16 protein-coding genes are annotated in these 19,431 nt (G+C 62.8%); 3 read left to right on the plus strand and 13 right to left on the minus strand.

Going from position 1 to position 19,431, the window contains the following annotated elements; genetic code table 11:
- Window positions 1–24: 24 nt before the first annotated feature.
- The 3 genes from HMPREF1478_RS04800 to HMPREF1478_RS04810 all read left to right on the plus strand — a co-directional run bounded on the left by HMPREF1478_RS04800 (window position 25) and on the right by HMPREF1478_RS04810 (window position 5,244).
- Window positions 25–2,499 (plus strand): transglutaminase-like domain-containing protein, encoded by a 2,475-nt coding sequence (locus HMPREF1478_RS04800; RefSeq protein WP_016460960.1) that lies wholly within the window; start codon window positions 25–27, stop codon window positions 2,497–2,499.
- Complete coding sequence (locus HMPREF1478_RS04805; RefSeq protein ID WP_016460961.1) at window positions 2,499–4,007, plus strand: serine/threonine-protein kinase; 1,509 nt, start codon at window positions 2,499–2,501, stop codon at window positions 4,005–4,007. Before HMPREF1478_RS04800 ends, HMPREF1478_RS04805 begins: the two co-directional genes overlap by 1 nt.
- A gap of 109 nt (window positions 4,008–4,116) precedes the next feature.
- The gene (locus HMPREF1478_RS04810; protein ID WP_016460962.1) at window positions 4,117–5,244 is read left to right on the plus strand and encodes a S8 family peptidase; all 1,128 of its coding nucleotides are present in this window, start codon (window positions 4,117–4,119) and stop codon (window positions 5,242–5,244) included.
- A 72-nt stretch (window positions 5,245–5,316) separates the two neighbouring features.
- Here the strand turns inward: HMPREF1478_RS04810 and HMPREF1478_RS04815 are convergent, their stop codons facing one another.
- From HMPREF1478_RS04815 to HMPREF1478_RS04875, 13 genes are all read right to left on the minus strand, one after another.
- Entirely contained in the window at window positions 5,317–6,177 is an 861-nt protein-coding gene (locus HMPREF1478_RS04815; RefSeq protein ID WP_034474865.1) for an IS3 family transposase, read from the minus strand.
- Complete coding sequence (locus HMPREF1478_RS04820) at window positions 6,177–6,680, minus strand: helix-turn-helix domain-containing protein (RefSeq protein ID WP_016460599.1); 504 nt, start codon at window positions 6,678–6,680, stop codon at window positions 6,177–6,179. Before HMPREF1478_RS04820 ends, HMPREF1478_RS04815 begins: the two co-directional genes overlap by 1 nt.
- Window positions 6,681–6,831: 151 nt before the next feature.
- Window positions 6,832–8,043: a S8 family serine peptidase gene (locus HMPREF1478_RS04825; RefSeq protein ID WP_016460963.1), complete on the minus strand. Its 1,212-nt coding sequence runs from the start codon at window positions 8,041–8,043 to the stop codon at window positions 6,832–6,834.
- A gap of 4 nt (window positions 8,044–8,047) precedes the next feature.
- Window positions 8,048–9,280 carry a S8 family peptidase gene (locus HMPREF1478_RS04830; RefSeq protein ID WP_016460964.1) on the minus strand — a complete coding sequence of 411 codons (1,233 nt, stop codon included), beginning with the start codon at window positions 9,278–9,280 and terminating at the stop codon, window positions 8,048–8,050.
- Between the two features lie 4 nt (window positions 9,281–9,284).
- Window positions 9,285–10,463, minus strand: coding sequence for a S8 family peptidase (locus HMPREF1478_RS04835; protein WP_016460965.1), 1,179 nt, complete (start codon window positions 10,461–10,463; stop codon window positions 9,285–9,287).
- Complete coding sequence (locus HMPREF1478_RS04840) at window positions 10,442–12,067, minus strand: hypothetical protein (RefSeq protein ID WP_016460966.1); 1,626 nt, start codon at window positions 12,065–12,067, stop codon at window positions 10,442–10,444. Before HMPREF1478_RS04840 ends, HMPREF1478_RS04835 begins: the two co-directional genes overlap by 22 nt.
- A 20-nt stretch (window positions 12,068–12,087) precedes the next feature.
- A complete protein-coding gene (locus HMPREF1478_RS04845) occupies window positions 12,088–12,576 on the minus strand; it encodes a hypothetical protein (protein WP_016460967.1) in 489 nt (162 codons plus the stop codon).
- Between the two features lie 54 nt (window positions 12,577–12,630).
- On the minus strand, window positions 12,631–13,176 hold the full coding sequence (locus tag HMPREF1478_RS04850; RefSeq protein ID WP_016460968.1) for a GA module-containing protein: 546 nt from the start codon (window positions 13,174–13,176) through the stop codon (window positions 12,631–12,633).
- Between the two features lie 336 nt (window positions 13,177–13,512).
- Window positions 13,513–14,733: a S8 family peptidase gene (locus HMPREF1478_RS04855; protein WP_016460969.1), complete on the minus strand. Its 1,221-nt coding sequence runs from the start codon at window positions 14,731–14,733 to the stop codon at window positions 13,513–13,515.
- A gap of 4 nt (window positions 14,734–14,737) precedes the next feature.
- On the minus strand, window positions 14,738–15,958 hold the full coding sequence (locus HMPREF1478_RS04860) for a S8 family peptidase (protein WP_016460969.1): 1,221 nt from the start codon (window positions 15,956–15,958) through the stop codon (window positions 14,738–14,740).
- A gap of 4 nt (window positions 15,959–15,962) precedes the next feature.
- Window positions 15,963–17,201 (minus strand): S8 family peptidase, encoded by a 1,239-nt coding sequence (locus HMPREF1478_RS04865; RefSeq protein WP_016460970.1) that lies wholly within the window; start codon window positions 17,199–17,201, stop codon window positions 15,963–15,965.
- The gene (locus HMPREF1478_RS04870) at window positions 17,180–18,820 is read right to left on the minus strand and encodes a hypothetical protein (protein ID WP_016460971.1); all 1,641 of its coding nucleotides are present in this window, start codon (window positions 18,818–18,820) and stop codon (window positions 17,180–17,182) included. Before HMPREF1478_RS04870 ends, HMPREF1478_RS04865 begins: the two co-directional genes overlap by 22 nt.
- 32 nt (window positions 18,821–18,852) lie before the next feature.
- Complete coding sequence (locus HMPREF1478_RS04875) at window positions 18,853–19,404, minus strand: hypothetical protein (RefSeq protein WP_016460972.1); 552 nt, start codon at window positions 19,402–19,404, stop codon at window positions 18,853–18,855.
- Window positions 19,405–19,431: the final 27 nt, after the last annotated feature.

Here is a 19,431-nt window from a genome sequence, read left to right on the forward strand (position 1 = left end):
CGTTCGGATACGTCCGAGACGACGATGGGCGCTTCGATGCGTCGCGCGGCGATGCCCGCGTGGTCGCTACTGGTCCTCGGTGTCCTTTTCGTGGGCCCGGTCGTCATGTTCGAGTCCGTCTTCGGTGGGGGACAGGGCGCGATCGCTGCGGGCGTCGGCGTCCTCGTCGGCTTGCTCGTGTCGTGGGCGGCGTCGAAGTGGCGCTGGGACCTGCTGTCGATTGTGGCTTCCGTCGTCGCGGCTCACTTCCTGTTCGGCGGCGGCGCTGCCCTGCGCGAGACGACCCGGTGGGGCGTGGTGCCCACGTCCCGTACCCTCCAGACCCTCGTCATCGGCGCGGTCGAGGCCTGGAAGGATCTGTTGACGCTGACCCCGCCCGCGGCCTCGTACGTGGGGCCGGCGATGGTGCCGTGGATGGCGTGCCTCGTGTGCTCGGTCGCGGCGGGCGTCGTGACGGTGCGTTACGGGCGCCCGATGTGGGGCTCGGTGGCCCTCATCCTGTGCGGCGTCATCGCGATCGTGTGGGGGCCGACGGGCCATACCCCGAACCTCGCGCTCGTCATTGTCTGGTGGGTGGCCCTCATCGCCTGGTGGTCGTGGGCCTCGGCGATTGGCCGGGCCCGCTCGGGAACGGATATCGTGATCGGCATGTCGTCGTCCACGACTTCGGCGTCGACGACGATGGGCGGGTCCTCGCGCCAGGTCGTGCACGTGTGGTGGCGCGTGGGCATGGGTGCGCTGATGGTGGGCGTAATGGTCGCTGCGGCGATCCCCGCTGCATCCCTGCTGGGTCCCACGGCCTCGGACCGTATCGTGGGCCGCGACGTCGTGGAACCGCCCGTGGATGCGCGCGAGTACCCCTCGCCGCTGTCGAGCTACCGCCACTACAACAAGGACCTTGAGGACTCCTCCCTGATCCATGTGTCCAATCTGCCCAAGGAGGCGCGCGTGCGCCTGGGCGCGATGGATGTGTACGACGGGACGACCTTCGGCATGAGCGTGGCCAACACGGATGGGACGGCGGGCTACCGCCGCGTCGGCTCGACGATTCCGGGCCGCAGCGCGGACGACGCTGAGCTTGAGACGAACGTGTCGACCTCCCAGCTGCTGGGTCCGTGGGTGCCCACGATCGGCCAGGTGCACGTCCTGCGTTTCGATGAGGGTGATCCGAATGCGGCGGCGCAGCAGAAGGGCCTGAACTACGACCTGTGGGCGGAGACGGCGCTGACGACTGGCCCGGCGGGGGAGATGGGCTACACGATGAGCCTGTCGATGCCGCGCGAGCATGCGGATTCCGAGTACGCGAGCGTCGAGGCAACCCGCTACGCCGGGGGCGACACGAATGTCCCCAAGGACGTCGATACTCTGGCTGCGGAGCACACGACAACCGCGCGTTCGGACCTGGAGAAGGCCCGTGCGATTGAGAACTTCTTGCACACGGACGGCTACTACTCGAACGACGACACGATTAACTCGCGTCCGGGTTCCTCCCAGGATCGTATTCAGCGCATGATCGGCGCGGACATGCTGGTGGGCGACGACGAGCAGTACGCGACCCTGATGGCCCTCATGCTGCACTCGCAGGGGATTAACGCGCGCGTCGTCATGGGTGCATACCGCGAGGGGACGTCGGGCAACGTGGACCTCACGGGCGCAGACATGCACGCGTGGGTCGAGGTCGAGTTCCCCGGTGTCGGTTGGGCGACGTTTGACCCGACGCCGCCGCGCGACCAGCAGCCCACGACGCAGGTGAATAAGCCGAAGTCGGTGCCCAAGCCGCAGGTTTTGCAGCCGCCGGAGCCCCCGGAGCAGCCGGTTGAGTTGCCTCCGGCCACCCGCGACCAGGCGACCGACCCGCACGACCCGAACGGCCTACACATCCCGTGGATGGCGATCGGCACGGTGTCCCTGTCGCTGCTTATCCTGCTGGGTCCGATTGTGTTGGTGCTCCTGGCGAAGTCTCGCCGACGTAAGAGTCGCCGCAAGGCGGCCGCCGCGGAGGCTGTGCGCGGCTCGTGGGATGAGCTCGTGGATACGGCGATCGACTCCGGCCTCGTGGTGGAGCCGCACCTGACGCGCCAGGAGGTCGCGTGGGCGTTGGCCTCGCAGTGGGCACCCGAGACTCCTGAGGGTGGCGAGGCCCCCTCGCGCAAGTCCCGCAAGTCCGGTAAACGGTCGGCGGCCGACGTGCGTGTGCCCGGCTGGTCTCTGTTCTCCGGCGCGGTGCCTCGCGTTGTCACGGTCGCGCGCCGCGCGGACGTCGCGGACTTCGCGCTCACCGGTGCGCGTTCGCAGGACGCCGAGCAGGCGTGGGAGGACGTGGATGAGCTGCGCCGCGAGTGGGCGTCGTCGGTGTCGGTGTTCGCGCGCGTGCGCCACGCCCTGTCGCTGAAGTCGTTGCGCTGGCGTCGACGCGCGAGCCGCCAGGCGGCCGCCGCATCCGGGGCGAAGCGTCGCTCGTTGATGGGGCGTATGGGTCGTAGGAAAGGGAAACGTTGATGGATAGCGACGCTCGCGTCGGGATGGTCCCGGTGCTGCCGGGATACCAGTGGATCCGGCCTCTGGGGTCGGGTGGTTTCGCGGACGTGTTCCTGTGCCGCCAGGAGCTGCCCAGCCGAGAGGTGGCCGTGAAGGTTGCCCGTCGGGATCGCGGGGCGGACGGCGAGGCCGGGATCGCCCGCGAGGCGGACGTGATGGCTCTCGTGTCGGGTCACCCGGCTGTTGCCCAGCTCTACGGGGCGGGCCGCACGCCGGATGGTCGCCCGTACCTGGTGATGGAGTATTGCCCCGTTGCGAACATCCTCGATCAGGTCCGCGCGAACCCGATGGCGACGGACCGGGCGCTGTCCATGATCATCCGCATGTGCGGTGGCGCGGAGATGCTGCACCGCGCGGGCTACGTCCATCGCGACATTAAGCCCAGCAACATCATGATCAACGCCTACGGCTCGCCGGTGCTCACGGACTTTGGTGTTTCGGAGCCGGTGGGGACGGATCCGCGCGCGGGCCGCGACGGCTTCTCGGTCATGTGGGCGCCGCCGGAGCAGATCGCGGGCACGGCTCGTGCTCACCCGACGCAGGACGTGTGGGCGTTGGGCGCGACCCTGTGGACGCTGCTGATGGGCCGTTCGCCCTTCGAGGTCGTCGACGGGGATAACTCTGCCAAGACGGTCGCCCAGCGCGTGGCTCGCGGCCGCGTGTCGCGCATCGACCGTCCGGGTGTACCCGACGCGGTGACGGCGATTGTCCGCCGCGCGATGAGCCTGGATCCTGAGCAGCGTTTCGGGTCGGCGGCGGCGCTCGGTTACGCGCTGCAGACGATCGAGCGCGAGATGCACCGACCTGTCACGGAGATGAAGCTGAGCGTGGTCGCCTCCTCGAGCGCGCCCTCCTCGGCCCTGTCGTCCCCTTCCCCGGCCGCCCTGGACGCGGAGCGTACGCGCACCCGCCGCGGGAGTTTCGCGGATGGCGCCCACGCCTCGTTGAACGAGGCATGGGCTGGGAATTCGACGACGAACCGTACCGGGTTGGTCGAGGGTGAGTCAAAGCGCCCCGCGTGGGTGCTCCCGGTGCTCGCGATCGTGATGGTGCTGGCGACGGCCGGACTGGTCGTCGCGATGCTCACCGGCGGCGGACACAGCATTCACGTGGGCGGCTCCTCCGATCCGACTGCGGGGCCGACGGCGAGCGAGTCGCCGGACGGCGGCAGCGTGAACGATGCCGGTGGCGCCCCGCCCGCCCCCGTCGCCGAGGTCAGAGCGACCCCGAAGGGCACGGAGATCCTGTGGAACTGGGACATTCCCCAGCAGGGGCAGAACAAGGCCGACCAGTTCGTCTTCAAGTACGTGCTGGAACGCCCGGGCGAGGCCGTAGTCGCTGAGACCATGCGCCGTAACTCCCTGACGACGACGGCCGTAAGCGGCGAGAACTGCCTGACGGTGAGCGTCGTCGCCGAGGCGAGCGGCCGTGAGTCTGCACCCGTCACCCAGTGCGTGACGATGCCGTAGCACGCGGACAGACAGTCGAAAGGAGACCGAGTTGGGACACACGAGGGCACGCTTGTGGCGTCGTTGCGCAGGCGCAGGAGTAGCGGCGGCGCTCGCGGTGGGAGCGTTGGTGCTTCCCGCGGCCCCGGCCTCGGCGGATACAACGATTACCGCCGGGGACCAGCCCTTCTACTCCCACTACAACCTGGCGTCGATCCGATCGGCGGGGTACACGGGCGATGGCGTCACGATCGCGCTGATCGACGGACCCGTGAACTCGGGGATTCCGGAGCTCCAGGGGGCGAACATTGAGTCCTACGCCCCGTGTTCGGTGGGATCGCAGGATAAGTATTGGGACCATGGGACGGTGATCGCACAGATCCTGGTGTCTCCGCAGTTCGGCATGGCTCCCGGTGCGCGATTGAAAGCGTATACGTTGTCCTTCATGGGCGATACGACCGGGTCGGATTGCGCGCTGGGGAGCTGGGACCGCGGGTATTCTGACCTGTCGCTCCTCATCGAGACGGCGCTCAACGATGGTGTCGACGTGATCACGACCTCGTCGAGTTACCCGGGGTACACCGAGGACATGCGGTGGGCTCTCGCCCGCGCGATCACGCAGCAGGTCCCGGTCGTGGCCTGCGCGGGGAACGACTCGGTTCAGAATTCGACGGAGTGGCTGCCTGCGTGGAGCGGCGTCGTGGGCGTGGCCGCGATCGAGACGAACGGGCACGCCTCCGATTACACGAATTGGGGGGATCCGATTTCGACTGCTGCCCTGGGGCGTCCGATTGCTCGCTCCGGTGTGTCATTGCAGCGCGGCGAGTGGTGGGGGACCTCGTTTGCGACCCCGGTCGTCGCGGGCGCTCTGGCGTTGTCGATGGAGCGGTGGCCGCGTGCGACGGGCAATCAGATCATGCAGGGCTTGGCGCGCACGGGCGTGGGCGGTAATGGCGGGCAGTGGAACCCGTACACGGGTTTCGGGGCGCTGGATACGTACGCGCTACTGACGACGAATCCGAAGGACTTCCCGGATGAGAACCCCTTCATGGACAAGGGGGAGGACTCGGTTCCGAGCCGCCGGGACGTCGCCGACTACGCCGATGGCGTCGTGGACCCGAGGAAGCTCCACAACGATCACTCGTACTCCTACCGGGGAGTGGACGAGCGCTTGGCGTTCAGCGACCAGCATGATTCTCCCGTGAACCTGGGGACGAGCCCGCGCTATCACAAGAGGACGAACGGCAAGAAAAAGTAGCCTGCAGACGGCGAGCCCCTGCAGCCCACGGTGAACTGCGCCCCGAAACTTGGACGCGTTTAATGGTAGCCGTTATGCGGCTTCCTGTAGGGCCTGATCCCGGTATTCTGCCGGGGTCAGGCCCTTGAGCTTTACTTGGCGTCTTGTTGTGTTCCAGTGCGTGATGTAAGCCTCGAGGTCGGCTTTGAAGCTCTCGAAGGTCTGCCAGTCCTGGCCGCGAAAGAACTCGTCCTTGAGGTGCCCGAAGACCTGCTCGGTGGCGCCATTGTCGATGCAGTTGCCTTTGCGTGACATGCTCTGGATGAAACCGTTATCGGCGAGCGCACTGATGTAGGCCTTGTGCTGGTATTGCCATCCCATGTCCGAGTGCAAGATCGGCTCGGCCCCTGCGGGCTTGGCGTCCATGAGCATCTGGAGCATCTCTTTTTGTTGGGCGAGGTTGGGACACATCGATATGGAGTGGGCCACGATCTCTTTGCTGGCAAAGTCGTAGACCGGAGCGAGGTAGGCCTTACCGAAGGAAAGCTTGAACTCGGTGACGTCGGTACCGAGTTTCTGCCAGGGCCCATCGGCCTTAAAGTCGCGGCCGATGATGTTGTCGAAACTTTGCCCCACGTCCCCCTTGTAGGAGTTGTACCTGTGGTACTTCGTTTCGCGGCGTATGCCGCAGCGCAGCCCCATCTCACGCATCATCTTCAAGACCGTCTTATCGGCGATGCGCTCCCCTTCCTCAGCGCGCAGGCACATGGCTACCTGCCTGTGACCGCACCCGTTGGGGGTTCGTGAAAAAATCTGGGCAACCTTGGGCCGCAGATACACCCTGGTTGGCTGCTGGGGGTGAGCCAGCGCGTAGTAGTAGCTCGACCTGGCAAGACCGGCGGCCTCGAGGAGATCACACACCGCATGTCCGCGCCCTGAAAGCTCAGCGACCACTAGGGCTTTGTCCCGGTTTGGGAGCGCCTCTGCGCCTTCAGGGCAATCGATTTTTTTAGGTACGCCACCTGCGCCTCGAGCTTGCGCACGCGCTCTTCGAGTTCCTCCTCACGCGTTGGTGGCACCGCCCCCTTTGGCCTGCCCTTGGGCTTGGGCTTGAGCGCCTGCGCGCCGCCCTCGCGGTACAGCCTGCACCACTTCTTCAACGATGTCGCGCTCGCAATACCGAAACGCACCATCGCCTCAGGCTTACTCATCCCACCGTCAACCACGGCCCTCGCCGCAGCGACCTTGGTCTCATAGTCGTATTTGGCCCGCTTTACTCCCATGGCAAGAAGCCCGCCCCTCCCGATCACGCGGTACATCTTCTGCCACTCTCTCACAGTCTCAGCAGACACACCAAGCCTCCCGGCGGTCAAACGATAGCCAAATCCCCTCTCAAACATCTCCACCGCCTGCTCCCGAAGCAAACGATCATGCCTCAACCCCAGATTCACAGACACGAAAAGCCTCCCATTCCCTGGACTTCAATTTCGATGTCCAAGAAACGGGAGGCAGTTCACGGTCGCGTGGGTGCAGGGGCTCTCGTGTGTCCGATTCCGGGCGCTCGCGCATCAGGCTGAACGAGGCCGGGGCTCGGGCGTGGGGGTGTGGCTACTTCCGGTGGTATGCGGGGCTGGTGCCCAGGTGTACCGGTGATTTGATGAGGGGGTTTGAGATGGGGCCCTCATCCGTGCCACGGTACGTGTAGGCATCGCCCATGCGGTTGGTGCTGGGGTCGACGAGGCCGTCGCCGTACTGTTGTACTTCCTCAACGGTGGGTGAGGACCCTCCCTGCTTTTGTGCGATGGGGTTCTCGTTGGGGTACTGCGAGGGATCGGTGTTCATCAGATCGCCGAGGCTGATCGCCCCGTAACCGGTCTTATCGTTCCACTGCTTATCGGGGTTCAGAGCCGTCTTGACCATAAGCTGGAGCAGCTGGTTGGCGGTGGCGTCAGGCCACTTCTGGCGTGCCAATGCCATCAATCCGGATGCGATTGCCGTCGAGACAGAGGTGCCCTTGGTCGTGTCGACCTTGCCGGTGTCAAATGCGCGAACGTTGACCGGGCCGCCCACTGCTGTGACTGTGACGCCTCGGCCCCACGAGGAGTAGTCGGAGGCGTAGCCGCCTTCGTTGTTTATTGCGGCGACGCCCACGACACCCGACCACCAGCTCAGGTGCGAGTCGTTTTCATCTTGCCCCGTGTTGCCAGTGGAGGCCATGATGATGACGCCTTCGCTCATGGCGCGGGCGATCGCCCACTTCAGTTCGTCGCTGTGGTCATTGGAGCTCTGGGAGATCGAGATGATTTGCGCGCCGTCATCAATGGCCTGGTTAATGAGGATCGCGAAAGAATCCTGAATTTTACCGCCATCAGCGCATGTGCCCAGGTCGTCATCGTTGGAGGACGTCTGGTAGGTGTACAAGGTGGCGTCCGGAGCGACTCCATACTTTTGCGAGACGATGAGGGCAGCCATGTGGTTCGCATGGTACTTGCCTGCCTCGGACGACTTGATTGTGCAGCGGCTCTTGTCGGTGATGTTGGCGCCAGCCAGTTCAGGGTCGCTGAGCTCGACGGGGCCATCAATGAGGGCGATGGTCACGCCCTTACCCGTGTAGCCTTTCGTGTGCGCGGAGTCAAGATAGTAGTAGGAGACGTATTCCTGCGAGGTGATCTCGTCGGCATGCGCGGGGGTTGGCGCGAGGGCAAGGGCGCCGACGGCCAGGGCGAGGGCGCTAGCGGCTGTGGTCAGGGCGCGCGCGGCGCGCCCCGCTCTCCCCACGCAAGCGAGAGGAGAACGGGGTGCGGCTGGCGTGCGTGTCATGGGGTTACTTTCGGTGGTATGCGGGGCTTGTGCCCAGGTGCGGTGTCTGGGTCAGGAATTCCGCGTGGATGTAGATGTCGTCCGTTCCTCGGTACACGTATGTATCGTCAAACGTGCCCAGCGGAGCGTCAGCACGCCCGTCCCCGTAGTCGCGGATCATCTCAGCGGTGGGGTATGCGTCGTCGAGCTTTTGGCTCACGGGATTCTCATCAGGATACTGAGAGGGATCCGTATTGATGAGCGCACCGGGGTTGACGGCTCCATAGCACGTGCGGTTGTTCCACGCATGCTGGGAGTTTGAACCGGTGTGTATAAGCAGCTGCAGGAGCTGATTCGATGTTGCGTCAGGCCACTTTTGACGTGCCAACGCAAGAGATGCTGCGACGATGGGAGTTGCAATAGAGGTGCCGCTTGCATCGCTGATCTGTCCCTTATCATAGTCACGGACTTTGATAGGACCTCCGAATGCAGCAGCGGTGACGCTGTCGCCGTAGGAGGAATAGTCTGATGCGAATGACCCATCCAGATTAATGGCGGAGACACCCACCGTACCGTTGCGGCTGGCATAGCTCCCGCCATCGTTATCAGTCGACGTATTGCCCATGCCGGTCACAACGATAATGCCTTGGTTGATGGCACGGCTTAATGCGGCGTTCAGAGGAGCTTCGAACTGAGCATCGATCTGTCCCGCTGCGATGGAGATCGTGATGATCTGTGCTCCGTCGTTGATCGCAAAGTTGATCAGCGCCCCCAACTCATCAAGTGCAGTGCCAGTCTCAGGGTTGCAGTCCGCAGAGGGCTCCTGATCTCTGAAACTGGTTTGGTAGGAGTACAACGTCGCGTCGGGCAGGAACCCATAATTCTTGGAAACCAGCAGGGAGGCGATTGCTGTCCCGTGTGTCTTCGATTCATTGTCGCTATTCACCGTGCAGCGGCTCTTGTCGGTGATGTTGGCACCAGCCAGTTCGGGTGCACTGGTGTCTACTGGCCCATCGATCATCGCGATGGTCACACCCTTACCCGTATAGCCCTTGGCACGCGCCTGATCAAGCTTGTAATACGAGAAATAATCCTGCGTCGTAATTGTGTCATCGGCATGTGCGGGGGCCGGTGCCACCACCAGTGCACCCACGCATAGTGCGAGGGCGCTTGCGGCTGTGGTGAGGGCGCGCGCGGCGCGCCCCGCCACGCCCGCAAACATGCGGGGGTGGCGGGGCGTGGCTGGCGTGCGTGTCATGGGGTCACTTCTGGTGGTAACGGGGGCTGGTCCCGATGTGCGGTACGTTGGATAGAACGGAGGAATATGCGATTGACTCGTCGAAGCCCCGGTAGACGTACGAATCAGCCATGTTGACACCGAGAGGGCTGATAACTTCGTTTGCAAGGTCCAATCGCTCCTCGGGTGTGGGATGACTGTCTGTACCTTTGTCGGCCAGTGGATTCTCATCGGGATACTGTGAGGGATCTGTTCTCATCAAGGAAGCACCATCAATTGCCCCGTACCCGGTGTACTGATTCCAGTCGTGGTTGGGGTTGAGACTGTTCTTCACGAGAAGCTGGAGCAGCTGGTTGGCGCTCGCACTGGGCCATTTCTGCCGCGCCATAGCCATGAATCCAGCAGCGATTGCGGTAGCGTTGGACGTTCCCTGCGTGGTGGTGATGGCGCCGGTATCCACGTTACGTACGTTAATGGGGCCTCCGAAAGCCGCGGTCGTCACACCGGGGCCGTAGGAGGAGTAGGAAGCGAAGGACCGATCTGCATTAACTGCGGACACTCCCACGACGCCTGACCAGCGGCCCAAGCTCTCGGTGTCCTCTGCTCCGCTGTTTCCCGCGCCTGCGAGGATGATGACACCTTCATTCATGGCGCGGGCGACTGCCCACATGAGGCTTGGTGAACGATCTTCGCTGGTTGCGGAGATTGAAATGATTTGTGCGCCATCATCAATGGCTTGGTTGATGAGGATATCGAGGTTTGCTCGATAGCCTGTAGCTGTTTCGCAACCGGACGTATCGTCTGGACGCTGGCCAGCCTGATAAGTGTAGAGCGTTGCGTCAGGTGCGACACCGTATTTCTGGGAGACCAGAAGGGCAGCCATTTGATTGCCATGGTCCTTCTTGTCGCCCTTGGCGATGATCGTGCAGCGGCTCTTGTCGGTGATGTTGGCACCAGCCAGTTCAGGGTCGCTGAGGTTAACGGGTTCATCGATGAGGGCAACGGTGACGCCTTTTCCGGTGTGCCCCTTCGCGCGCGCTTGATCAAGGTGGTAGTAGGAGACGTACTCCTGCGAGGTGATCTCGTCGGCGTGTGCGGGGGCCGGTGCCAGGGCAAGCGCACCCGCGCTCAACGCAAGAGCACAGGCAGCGGTGGTCAGGACTCGCGCAGGCTTGTGAGTGGTTACCACTGGCGTAGGTCCCATCCGTCGTCTTCCCGCTTGACGGGAGCAATCGTGCGGTCCGTCCCATAGGTCTGAGACAAGGGATTGACATAACCGGCGGGCAGATCATCCTCATCATCGTCCACCGTGAAAGCCACATACTTACGCTTGCGGCCCTTCTTATCATCCTTGCCCATGCCAGCACCCGCGCCAGCGCCGCCCATGAAGCCGCCACCAGCACCAGCTCCACCACGACCGGCAGCACCAGCCGCGCCAGCCGCGCCACTACCGCCTGCGCCGGTCGTGCCGGTCACGCCAGAGGCGCCCGCACCGGCCGCACCATTAGCGCCCGCCATGGAGGCGGGGGGAGTGTAGGAACCAAAACCCGAACCCGAGTAGGACCCCACGCGCAGGTTCGAGGCTCCCATGGCGCCCGCAGAGCCCGTCGTGCCGGTAATACCACGCAGACCGGCCGCACCCAGGCCACCAGCAGAACCAGACGCTCCGCCAAAGCCCGAACCCATGCGAGCCGCACCGCCCAGGCCGCCAAAGCCCGAGCCCATGCGAGCCGCGCCGCGCATACCCAGCGCGCCCGCGCCCAACACGCCAGCCCCACCCAGACGACCAGCAGCCGCCGCTTCAGAGGCTGCGCCGCCGTTGAGGCGCCACAGCGGATGCTGCGCGTCCGCCGGAGGTGCAGGGGTATGTCCGCCTACGACGCCGTTGCGATACGTTGTACCGTTAACCCGCGTGTGCAGCAGGTCGGTGTCCATGAGGTCCTGCGGATCCGTGATCGGGTTCGTGCGCGATCCCAACTCACCGTAGGGCAACTCCTGCCGGGGGACGGCACCCGAGGCGATCACGCGGTTACGAGCCGCAGCCGCGTCGGCCTCGCTCCACCACGGCTTATCAAAGCCACCCGGATAACCCTCACCATTACGACCACCCTGACGGCCAAAACCGTTCTCCGGCGAATAACCCCCACCGCCACCATAGCCGTGGCCGCCACCACCCCCGGTATTACCGGTGCTGCCGCCGCCATGATTGCCTTGATCGGGATCCGCTGTTACTGTGGCGATGTCGACGTGCTTCCCCTTGCGTACGTCTGACATAGCGCCCGATAAGTCAGTGGTCCGATTGTTAATCGTGTCGAGGATTCGTCGGCAGGAATCTTCACGCTGGGCATTCGCCTGAGCTTCGACACCCGCTACGTATGCTTCTCCTGTCGTAATACGCAAGGGGCCGAGTGCAACACCCCCACCGGGCTTGGAGGATGGAACGAAGACATACTTGTCGTTGCGCATTGCTGCGGTCTCAGCGTCAAGAAGGCTATCGCTTATGCTTTGACCTTCTGAATAGGCGTTGGCCATTGCATCGCGAGCTGCCGTGTACACGGTATGGCCGGATTCGTATTGCTGACGGTAGCTGTTGATTCGATCGATCGATGTGTCGACCCACTTGTCCATCGCTTCCGCAGCTTTACCCGTAAAGCCGTGGCTCTTCCGATACTCTTGAAGTCGCTTAACGGCGTCGTCAAAACCCTGGATAGTATTTTGATGCTCAGTCTCCCAGCGCTCGAGGTCACCGTTTGCCTTTGCGTGGTACAAAAAGGTCTTGAGCTTGTGATAGTACGGCGAAGACACCATGATCAAAGCCTCTTTTTCTCTTAGTCGTCGTATTCAGTCGCAGCGCCGGTGTCGGAAGGAGCACCTGTAGCTCCCTGAGTAGCGGTCGAATTGGAAGCTGGTTTCACGTCTTTCTCAGTGACAGCATAGCCGCCGTCTTCGAGTGCCTTCTTGAGATTGTGGGAAGCTTCCGAGTCGGAGACCGTGTGAAGGGCATGCTTGACCTGACGGAATGAGTATTCTGCATCCCACTCGGCATCCTTGACTGCTTCCATCACTTGTTTGGTTTCCGTGATGAAAGTTGAGATGAGAGCGTTTTCTTCCTTGAGAATCTTTGAGATATCGCTGAATAGGCCAGCTGTAGTCTGACGCATCGCTGCGGGACCCCGTTCACTTCCCCACGCGGTGAAGTCCTGAGCGGCGCTGAGCTTGTCCGCGTTTTCAGAAGAAGTCTTGACGGCGGCTTGTCCGTCCTCCGCATGCGGTATTGCCTCTTCCTGGGCCTTTTGGTGATATGCCAAATCTGCCACGGTGTTCTCCTTGCGTTGATGGGTTGTTGCGAGGCGCTGGCTTGCGCCGGTTGCTTACTTGCCGACCTTGAAGCGGCGGACTAGAGGCTGGTCGGGTTGGTCGGGACCGTCGATCTTCATGGTCCATACGTAGACGAGGTCGGAGCCGCTGCCTTCAACGTCGATGGTCCACGAGGAGTAGTACTGGCAGTCCTGCTCGACACACAGGTCGTAGGTATCTTGGCCGAGACGCCAGTAGTCCGTTGCAGACATGAGTCTGTAGACGGTGGAGTTCTTATCAACCGAAATGGTGCCGTTTTCGTCCAGTTTGAACTTCTGCTCGAAGATCCCATCGCTCTCGCCGATCAGCTGCGTGCCGACCACGTTGTTCAGGGCGGTGGCCTTCTCGAGGATTTCCTTCTTTTCGGAGCCGGAGGCGGAGTTGAGCTGGCTGATGAGGTCCTGCTTGATGCCTTCGGGGATGTTCTTCATCTTGCTGATGTCCGAGGAACTGGATCCTCCACCCCCGCCGGGCAGGCTGATACAGCCGGTCAGGCCGATGGCTGCCAGCACCAGGGACGAGGCCGCCGCGAGGGTGCGACGAGACGCGAGAGGGGACATATTTTTCTCCTACTGTCAGACCGTCCCATCATATGCGTTTCGCAGACCTCCGTGTCAACAAATGATCAGGTTAGTAGGGGCGTCTGCTTTGCCTTCCGTTGGAGTCGTACCGTTGACGCGCATGGACAGCGTTTGAGCTGTGATAGTGGAATTGCCTGTGCCTTGTGTGATGGGTTTTTGCCGGAGGGTCGGTTCTACTTCGCGGGGAGGCGAAATTACTGCATGGAGTTAAAAGTGAAGGGGTATGTCGCGTCCATGCTTCCACATGCGGCGCGCCCCGTTCTCCCCGCGAAAGCGAGAGGAGAACGGGGCGTGGCTGGCGTGTGTGTCATGGGGTTACTTTCGGTGGTATGCGGGGCTGGTTCCGAGGTGGATGGTTAGTCCTTCGGTGGGGACGATGGCGATTTCGTCGTTGGTGCCCCGGTATACGTAGGAGGTGGGGAGGACATTCCTGGCGAGGTTGGGCGTGATAGTCCCATCTGTGAAGTCCTGGATTTCTTTGGCCGTGGGGGAGGAGCCACCCGGCTTGTCGATGATGGGGTTCTCGTCGGGGTATTGCGAGGGGTCCGTGTTGACCAGTGCGCCACCATCGATGGGACCATAGCCTGTTTGTTGGTTCCAGTCGTGGTTTGGGTTCAGACCCGTGTGGACCAGGAGTTGGAGGATCTGGTTGGGGGTGGCGTCGGGCCACTTCTGGCGAGCGAGCGCCAGCATGCCGGCAACGAGAGCGGTGGAGTTTGAGGTGCCATCAGATTCTGCGGGGGCACCAGTATCCGCGTCTACGGTTCTGAAAGGTCCTCCGATGGCGGCAGTCACCACGCCATTACCCCATGATGAATAGGGTGCGAATGTGCCATCAGAGGTGATAGCGGAGACGCCCACGACTCCAGACCAGCGACTCAAGTGGGTGCTATTGTCGTCGCTGCTATTGTTGCCAGCGGAAGCAACGATGATGACTCCGCGTGAGACGGCATTGGCAATGGCCCACTTTACTTCGTCAGACTGATCCGACGCCCCCTGGGAAACGGAGATGATCTGGGCGCCATCCTCGATAGCCTGGTTGATGAGTTTACCGAACGTGTCTTGCTTCTCACCGCCGAGGGCACAGCTGCCCGCTGAGCGCGAGCTTGCGTTGGATAGCTGATAGGTGAGTAGCGTCGCGTCGGGGGCAACACCGGTGTAGGGAGACACGAGGATTGTTGCCATGTCGGTGCCGTGTCGTACTCCCGCTGGCGACGCCTCGATAGTGCAGCGGCTCTTGTCGGTGATGTTGGCGCCCGTGAGCTCGGCAACGTTGGTGTCGACGGGGCCATCAATCAGTGCGATGGTCACGCCCTTGCCCGTGTATCCCTTTTGGCGTGCAGCGTCAAGGTGATAGTAGGAGAAGTATCCCTGGGTAGTAATCGGGTCAGCTGCGTGCGCTGGGGCCGGTGCCAGGGCAAGCGCGCCGACGGCCAGGGCGAGGGCGCTTGCGGCTGTGGTCAGGGCGCGCGCGGCGCGCCCCGCCACGCCCGCGAACATGCGGGGGTGGCGGGGCGTGGCTGGCGTGCGTGTCATGGGGTTACTTTCGGTGGTATGCGGGGCTGGTTCCGAGGTGGATGGTTAGTCCTTCGGTGGGGACGATGGCGATTTCGTCGTTGGTGCCCCGGTATACGTAGGAGGTGGGGAGGACATTCCTGGCGAGGTTGGGCGTGATAGTCCCATCTGTGAAGTCCTGGATTTCTTTGGCCGTGGGGGAGGAGCCACCCGGCTTGTCGATGATGGGGTTCTCGTCGGGGTATTGCGAGGGGTCCGTGTTGACCAGTGCGCCACCATCGATGGGACCATAGCCTGTTTGTTGGTTCCAGTCGTGGTTTGGGTTCAGACCCGTGTGGACCAGGAGTTGGAGGATCTGGTTGGGGGTGGCGTCGGGCCACTTCTGGCGAGCGAGCGCCAGCATGCCGGCAACGAGAGCGGTGGAGTTTGAGGTGCCATCAGATTCTGCGGGGGCACCAGTATCCGCGTCTACGGTTCTGAAAGGTCCTCCGATGGCGGCAGTCACCACGCCATTACCCCATGATGAATAGGGTGCGAATGTGCCATCAGAGGTGATAGCGGAGACGCCCACGACTCCAGACCAGCGACTCAAGTGGGTGCTATTGTCGTCGCTGCTATTGTTGCCAGCGGAAGCAACGATGATGACTCCGCGTGAGACGGCATTGGCAATGGCCCACTTTACTTCGTCAGACTGATCCGACGCCCCCTGGGAAACGGAGATGATCTGGGCGCCATCCTCGATAGCCTGGTTGATGAGTTTACCGAACGTGTCTTGCTTCTCACCGCCGAGGGCACAGCTGCCCGCTGAGCGCGAGCTTGCGTTGGATAGCTGATAGGTGAGTAGCGTCGCGTCGGGGGCAACACCGGTGTAGGGAGACACGAGGATTGTTGCCATGTCGGTGCCGTGTCGTACTCCCGCTGGCGACGCCTCGATAGTGCAGCGGCTCTTGTCGGTGATGTTGGCGCCCGTGAGCTCGGCAACGTTGGTGTCGACGGGGCCATCAATCAGTGCGATGGTCACGCCCTTGCCCGTGTATCCCTTTTGGCGTGCAGCGTCAAGGTGATAGTAGGAGAAGTATCCCTGGGTAGTAATCGGGTCAGCTGCGTGCGCTGGGGCCGGTGCCAGGGCAAGCGCGCCGACGGCCAGGGCGAGGGCGCTTGCGGCTGTGGTCAGGGCGCGCGCGGCGCGCCCCGCCACGCCCGCGAACATGCGGGGGTGGCGGGGCGTGGCTGGCGTGCGTGTCATGGGGTTACTTTCGGTGGTATGCGGGGCTGGTTCCGAGGTGGATGGTTAGTCCTTCGGTGGGGACGATGGCGATTTCGTCGTTGGTGCCCCGGTACACGTAGGAGCTGGGGAGGACATTCATGGCGAGGTTGGGCTTGATGGTCCCGTCCGTGAAGTCCTGGATTTCTTTGGCCGTGGGGGAGGAGCCGCCCGGCTTGTCGATGATGGGATTCTCATCCGGGTATTGCGAGGGATCCTCATTTACGAGAGATCCTAGGGCGGCCGCGCCATATCCTGTTTGTTGGTTCCAGTCATGGTTCGGGTTCAGACCCGTGTGGACCAGGAGTTGGAGGATCTGGTTGGGGGTGGCGTCGGGCCACTTCTGGCGAGCGAGCGCCAGCATACCGGCAACGAGCGGTGCAGAAATGGACGTGCCATGGGCTGTAGCCGAAGCTCCCGTGTCGGGATTAATTGTATTGAAGGGGCCGCCGAAAGCCGCGGTGACGACGCCATTTCCCCAGGATGAGTAGGACGCGAAGGTGCCATCGCTGTTGATAGCGGAGACACCGATGACACCGGACCAGCGGGCGAGCTGGGTGCTGTTTTCGTCGCGCGCGCTGTTACCAGCGGAGTTGATGATGATAACCCCGTGTGAAATGGCATTGGCGACGGCCCACTTGAGCTCATCAGATGTGTCTGGAACGGCCATTGACACGGTGATGATCTGGGCCCCGTCCTCGACGGCCTGATTGATGAGTTTCCCCATTGAATCCAGAGCCTCGCCGCCGGTGTCGCATGTACCGGTCGACTGGGTGTCGCTACTTCTTGTTTGGTAACTGTACAGGGTCGCGTCGGGTGCAACGCCCGTGTAGGGAGAGACCAAGATGATCGCCATGTCCGTACCATGACGTAAAGCCTTTGGTCCGTCTTCGATAGTGCAGCGGCTCTTGTCGGTAATTTTCGCTCCGCTGAGGGCGGGGTCGCTAGTGTTAACGGTGCCGTCAATGAGCGCAATCGTGACGCCTTTTCCTGTGTAACCCTTTTGGCGTGCTGCGTCGAGGTGGTAGTAGGAGAAGTATTCCTGTGAAGGCACGGCGTCATCCGCGTGAGCTGACGCCGGTGCCAGGGCAAGCGCGCCGACGGCCAGGGCGAGGGCGCTTGTGGCGGTGGTGAGGGCGCGCGCGGCGCGCCCCGCCATGCCCGCGAACATGCGGGGGTGGCGGGGCGCAGGCTTGTGAGTGGTTACCACTGGCGTAGGTCCCATCCGTCGTCCTCGCGCTTGACGGGAGTGATCGTGCGGTCCGTCCCGTAGGTTTGCGACATGGGGTTGACGTAACCGGCGGGCAGATCATCCTCATCATCATCCACCGTGAAAGCCACATACTTACGCTTGCGGCCCTTCTTATCATCCTTGCCCATACCAGCGCCCGCGCCAGCGCCGCCCATGAAGCCGCCACCAGCACCAGCACCGCCACGACCGGCAGCACCCGCAGCGCCAGCCGCGCCACTACCGCCTGCACCGGTCGTGCCGGTTACGCCAGAGGTGCCCGCGCCGGCCGCACCATTAGCGCCCGCCATGGAGGCGGGGGGAGTGTAGGAACCAAAACCCGAACCCGAGTAGGACCCCACGCGCAGGTTCGAGGCTCCCATGGCGCCCGCAGAGCCCGTCGTGCCGGTAATACCACGCAGACCGGCCGCACCCAGGCCACCAGCAGAACCAGACGCGCCGCCAAAGCCCGAACCCATGCGAGCCGCACCGCCCAGGCCGCCAAAGCCCGAGCCCATGCGAGCCGCGCCGCGCATACCCAGCGCGCCAGCGCCCAGCACACCAGCCCCACCCAGGCGACCGGCGGTTGTTGCGTCGGCGGAGGCTGCGCCGCCGTTGAGGCGCCACAGCGGGTGACCGGAGTCCGCAGCGGGTGCGGGGGTGTGTCCACCTACGACGCCGTTGCGATACGTCGTACCGTTGACGCGCGTGTGCAGCAGGTCGGTGTCCATGAGGTCCTGCGGATCCGTGATCGGGTTCGTGCGCGAACCCAGCTCGCCGTACGGGAGCTCCTTGGTGGGGACGGCGCCCGAGGCGATCACGCGGTTACGAGCCGCAGCCGCGTCAGCCTCGCTCCACCACGGCTGATCAAAGCCACCCGGATAACCCTCACCATTACGACCACCCTCGCGACCAAAACCATTCTCCGGCGAATAACCACCGCCACCATAGCCATGGCCACCACCACCGGTATTACCCGTGCCGCCGCCGTTGGAACCTCCGTTGTTATCTTGGTCGTACACGAACTGCAAGTTAGGGGGTGTTATCTGAGACGGGAGGTTGGCCCCGATGTGCATTCCCATACTCATTACGGCAGTTCCTACATTCATCTCGGCCAGGATGCGTGCGGCAGAAGCTTCACGCTGAGCGTTGTTCTCCGCCTCAACTGCCTCGACGTAGGCGGCTCCGGTCGTGTACTTCTTATTGATGATGGGCACTTTGAGGCCGGAGACGGAGGAATTTTCCGGAATCTCGACGACCCAATCGTCACGCATCGCAGCGGTCTTCGCATCCAACAGGTCCGGAGAGACAGTTTCGGCTTCGGCGAGGGCTTGGGCCATAACCTCACGGCCGGCCGTGTAACTCTCGTAGCCGCGCCTATAGTTGTCGCGGTACCACTCAATACGCTTAATCGACGCGTCCACCCAATTGTTCATCGCGTCGCCCGTTGCACCCGTGAAGCCATGGTTCTCACGGTAGGCGGTCAGCTGTTCAATGGACTTATCGAAGCCCTTGAGCACCTTGCTGTGGTCCGTGTCCCACGCGTCCAGATTCTGGTTGGCGCGAGCAGCCGTCATGAATGCCTTCAGGCGCTCGTACATCGGAGATGAAACCATGATAAATATCCTTTCAAATCCCAAAAGTTAATTTAAACGTCAGGCTGATCATTCTGAACCGGTGCCGACGTAGTCTGCTGCGGCGTCGCCTGCGTTGCTGTAGCACCTGCAGCTACAGCGGTACCCGCGCCTGCGGCAGCGCTCTTACCGATGAGGCCAGAGGCAAGATCCGCCGCCGTCATGTTCACGCCGAGACGGGCGAACATGGTCGTCATGACTCCCACCGTGTGGTTATTCTTCAGGAACTCGTTTACTTTGTCCGCCGCCAGCTGCTTGAACTGGGTCTCGTTGGTGTATTCCGTGCCCGTGAATTCCTTCATGGCCTGGTGCATGTAGGCCTCGAATTCCTGGAGGAGCCTCGTCTCTGCGGCGAGGAGTTCCGAGATCGTGTTGAACATGTCGGTCGCTCGGGTGCGCATAGCGACGGGACCGGTCTCCTGTCCCCAGAAGGAAGACTCCTGGGCGCTGCCCAGTGAGGTCGCGCCGTTACGGGACTCAGTGACGGCATCCCAGGTTTCATTAACCTTCGGGGCAGCTGCTTGCTGCTGGTCGTCATCGTATTGAACTCCGGAGTATCCGGACATTGTTAGCTCCTAATGGGTCGATGCGGA

This window comes from Actinomyces sp. HPA0247 (genome assembly GCA_000411415.1).
Taxonomy (GTDB): Bacteria; Actinomycetota; Actinomycetes; order Actinomycetales; family Actinomycetaceae; genus Pauljensenia.

Excerpts from the sequence above, each read along its gene's own strand:
- HMPREF1478_RS04855 (WP_016460969.1), bottom strand. The coding sequence starts at position 14,733 with ATGACACGCACGCCAGCCACGCCCCGCCACCCCCGCATGTTCGCGGGC.
- HMPREF1478_RS04835 (WP_016460965.1), bottom strand. The coding sequence starts at position 10,463 with ATGGGACCTACGCCAGTGGTAACCACTCACAAGCCTGCGCGAGTCCTG.
- HMPREF1478_RS04850 (WP_016460968.1), bottom strand. The coding sequence starts at position 13,176 with ATGTCCCCTCTCGCGTCTCGTCGCACCCTCGCGGCGGCCTCGTCCCTG.
- HMPREF1478_RS04870 (WP_016460971.1), bottom strand. The coding sequence starts at position 18,820 with ATGGTTTCATCTCCGATGTACGAGCGCCTGAAGGCATTCATGACGGCT.
- HMPREF1478_RS04865 (WP_016460970.1), bottom strand. The coding sequence starts at position 17,201 with ATGGGACCTACGCCAGTGGTAACCACTCACAAGCCTGCGCCCCGCCAC.
- HMPREF1478_RS04840 (WP_016460966.1), bottom strand. The coding sequence starts at position 12,067 with ATGGTGTCTTCGCCGTACTATCACAAGCTCAAGACCTTTTTGTACCAC.
- HMPREF1478_RS04860 (WP_016460969.1), bottom strand. The coding sequence starts at position 15,958 with ATGACACGCACGCCAGCCACGCCCCGCCACCCCCGCATGTTCGCGGGC.
- HMPREF1478_RS04830 (WP_016460964.1), bottom strand. The coding sequence starts at position 9,280 with ATGACACGCACGCCAGCCACGCCCCGCCACCCCCGCATGTTTGCGGGC.
- HMPREF1478_RS04825 (WP_016460963.1), bottom strand. The coding sequence starts at position 8,043 with ATGACACGCACGCCAGCCGCACCCCGTTCTCCTCTCGCTTGCGTGGGG.
- HMPREF1478_RS04875 (WP_016460972.1), bottom strand. The coding sequence starts at position 19,404 with ATGTCCGGATACTCCGGAGTTCAATACGATGACGACCAGCAGCAAGCA.
- HMPREF1478_RS04800 (WP_016460960.1), top strand. The coding sequence starts at position 25 with ATGGGCGCTTCGATGCGTCGCGCGGCGATGCCCGCGTGGTCGCTACTG.
- HMPREF1478_RS04805 (WP_016460961.1), top strand. The coding sequence starts at position 2,499 with ATGGATAGCGACGCTCGCGTCGGGATGGTCCCGGTGCTGCCGGGATAC.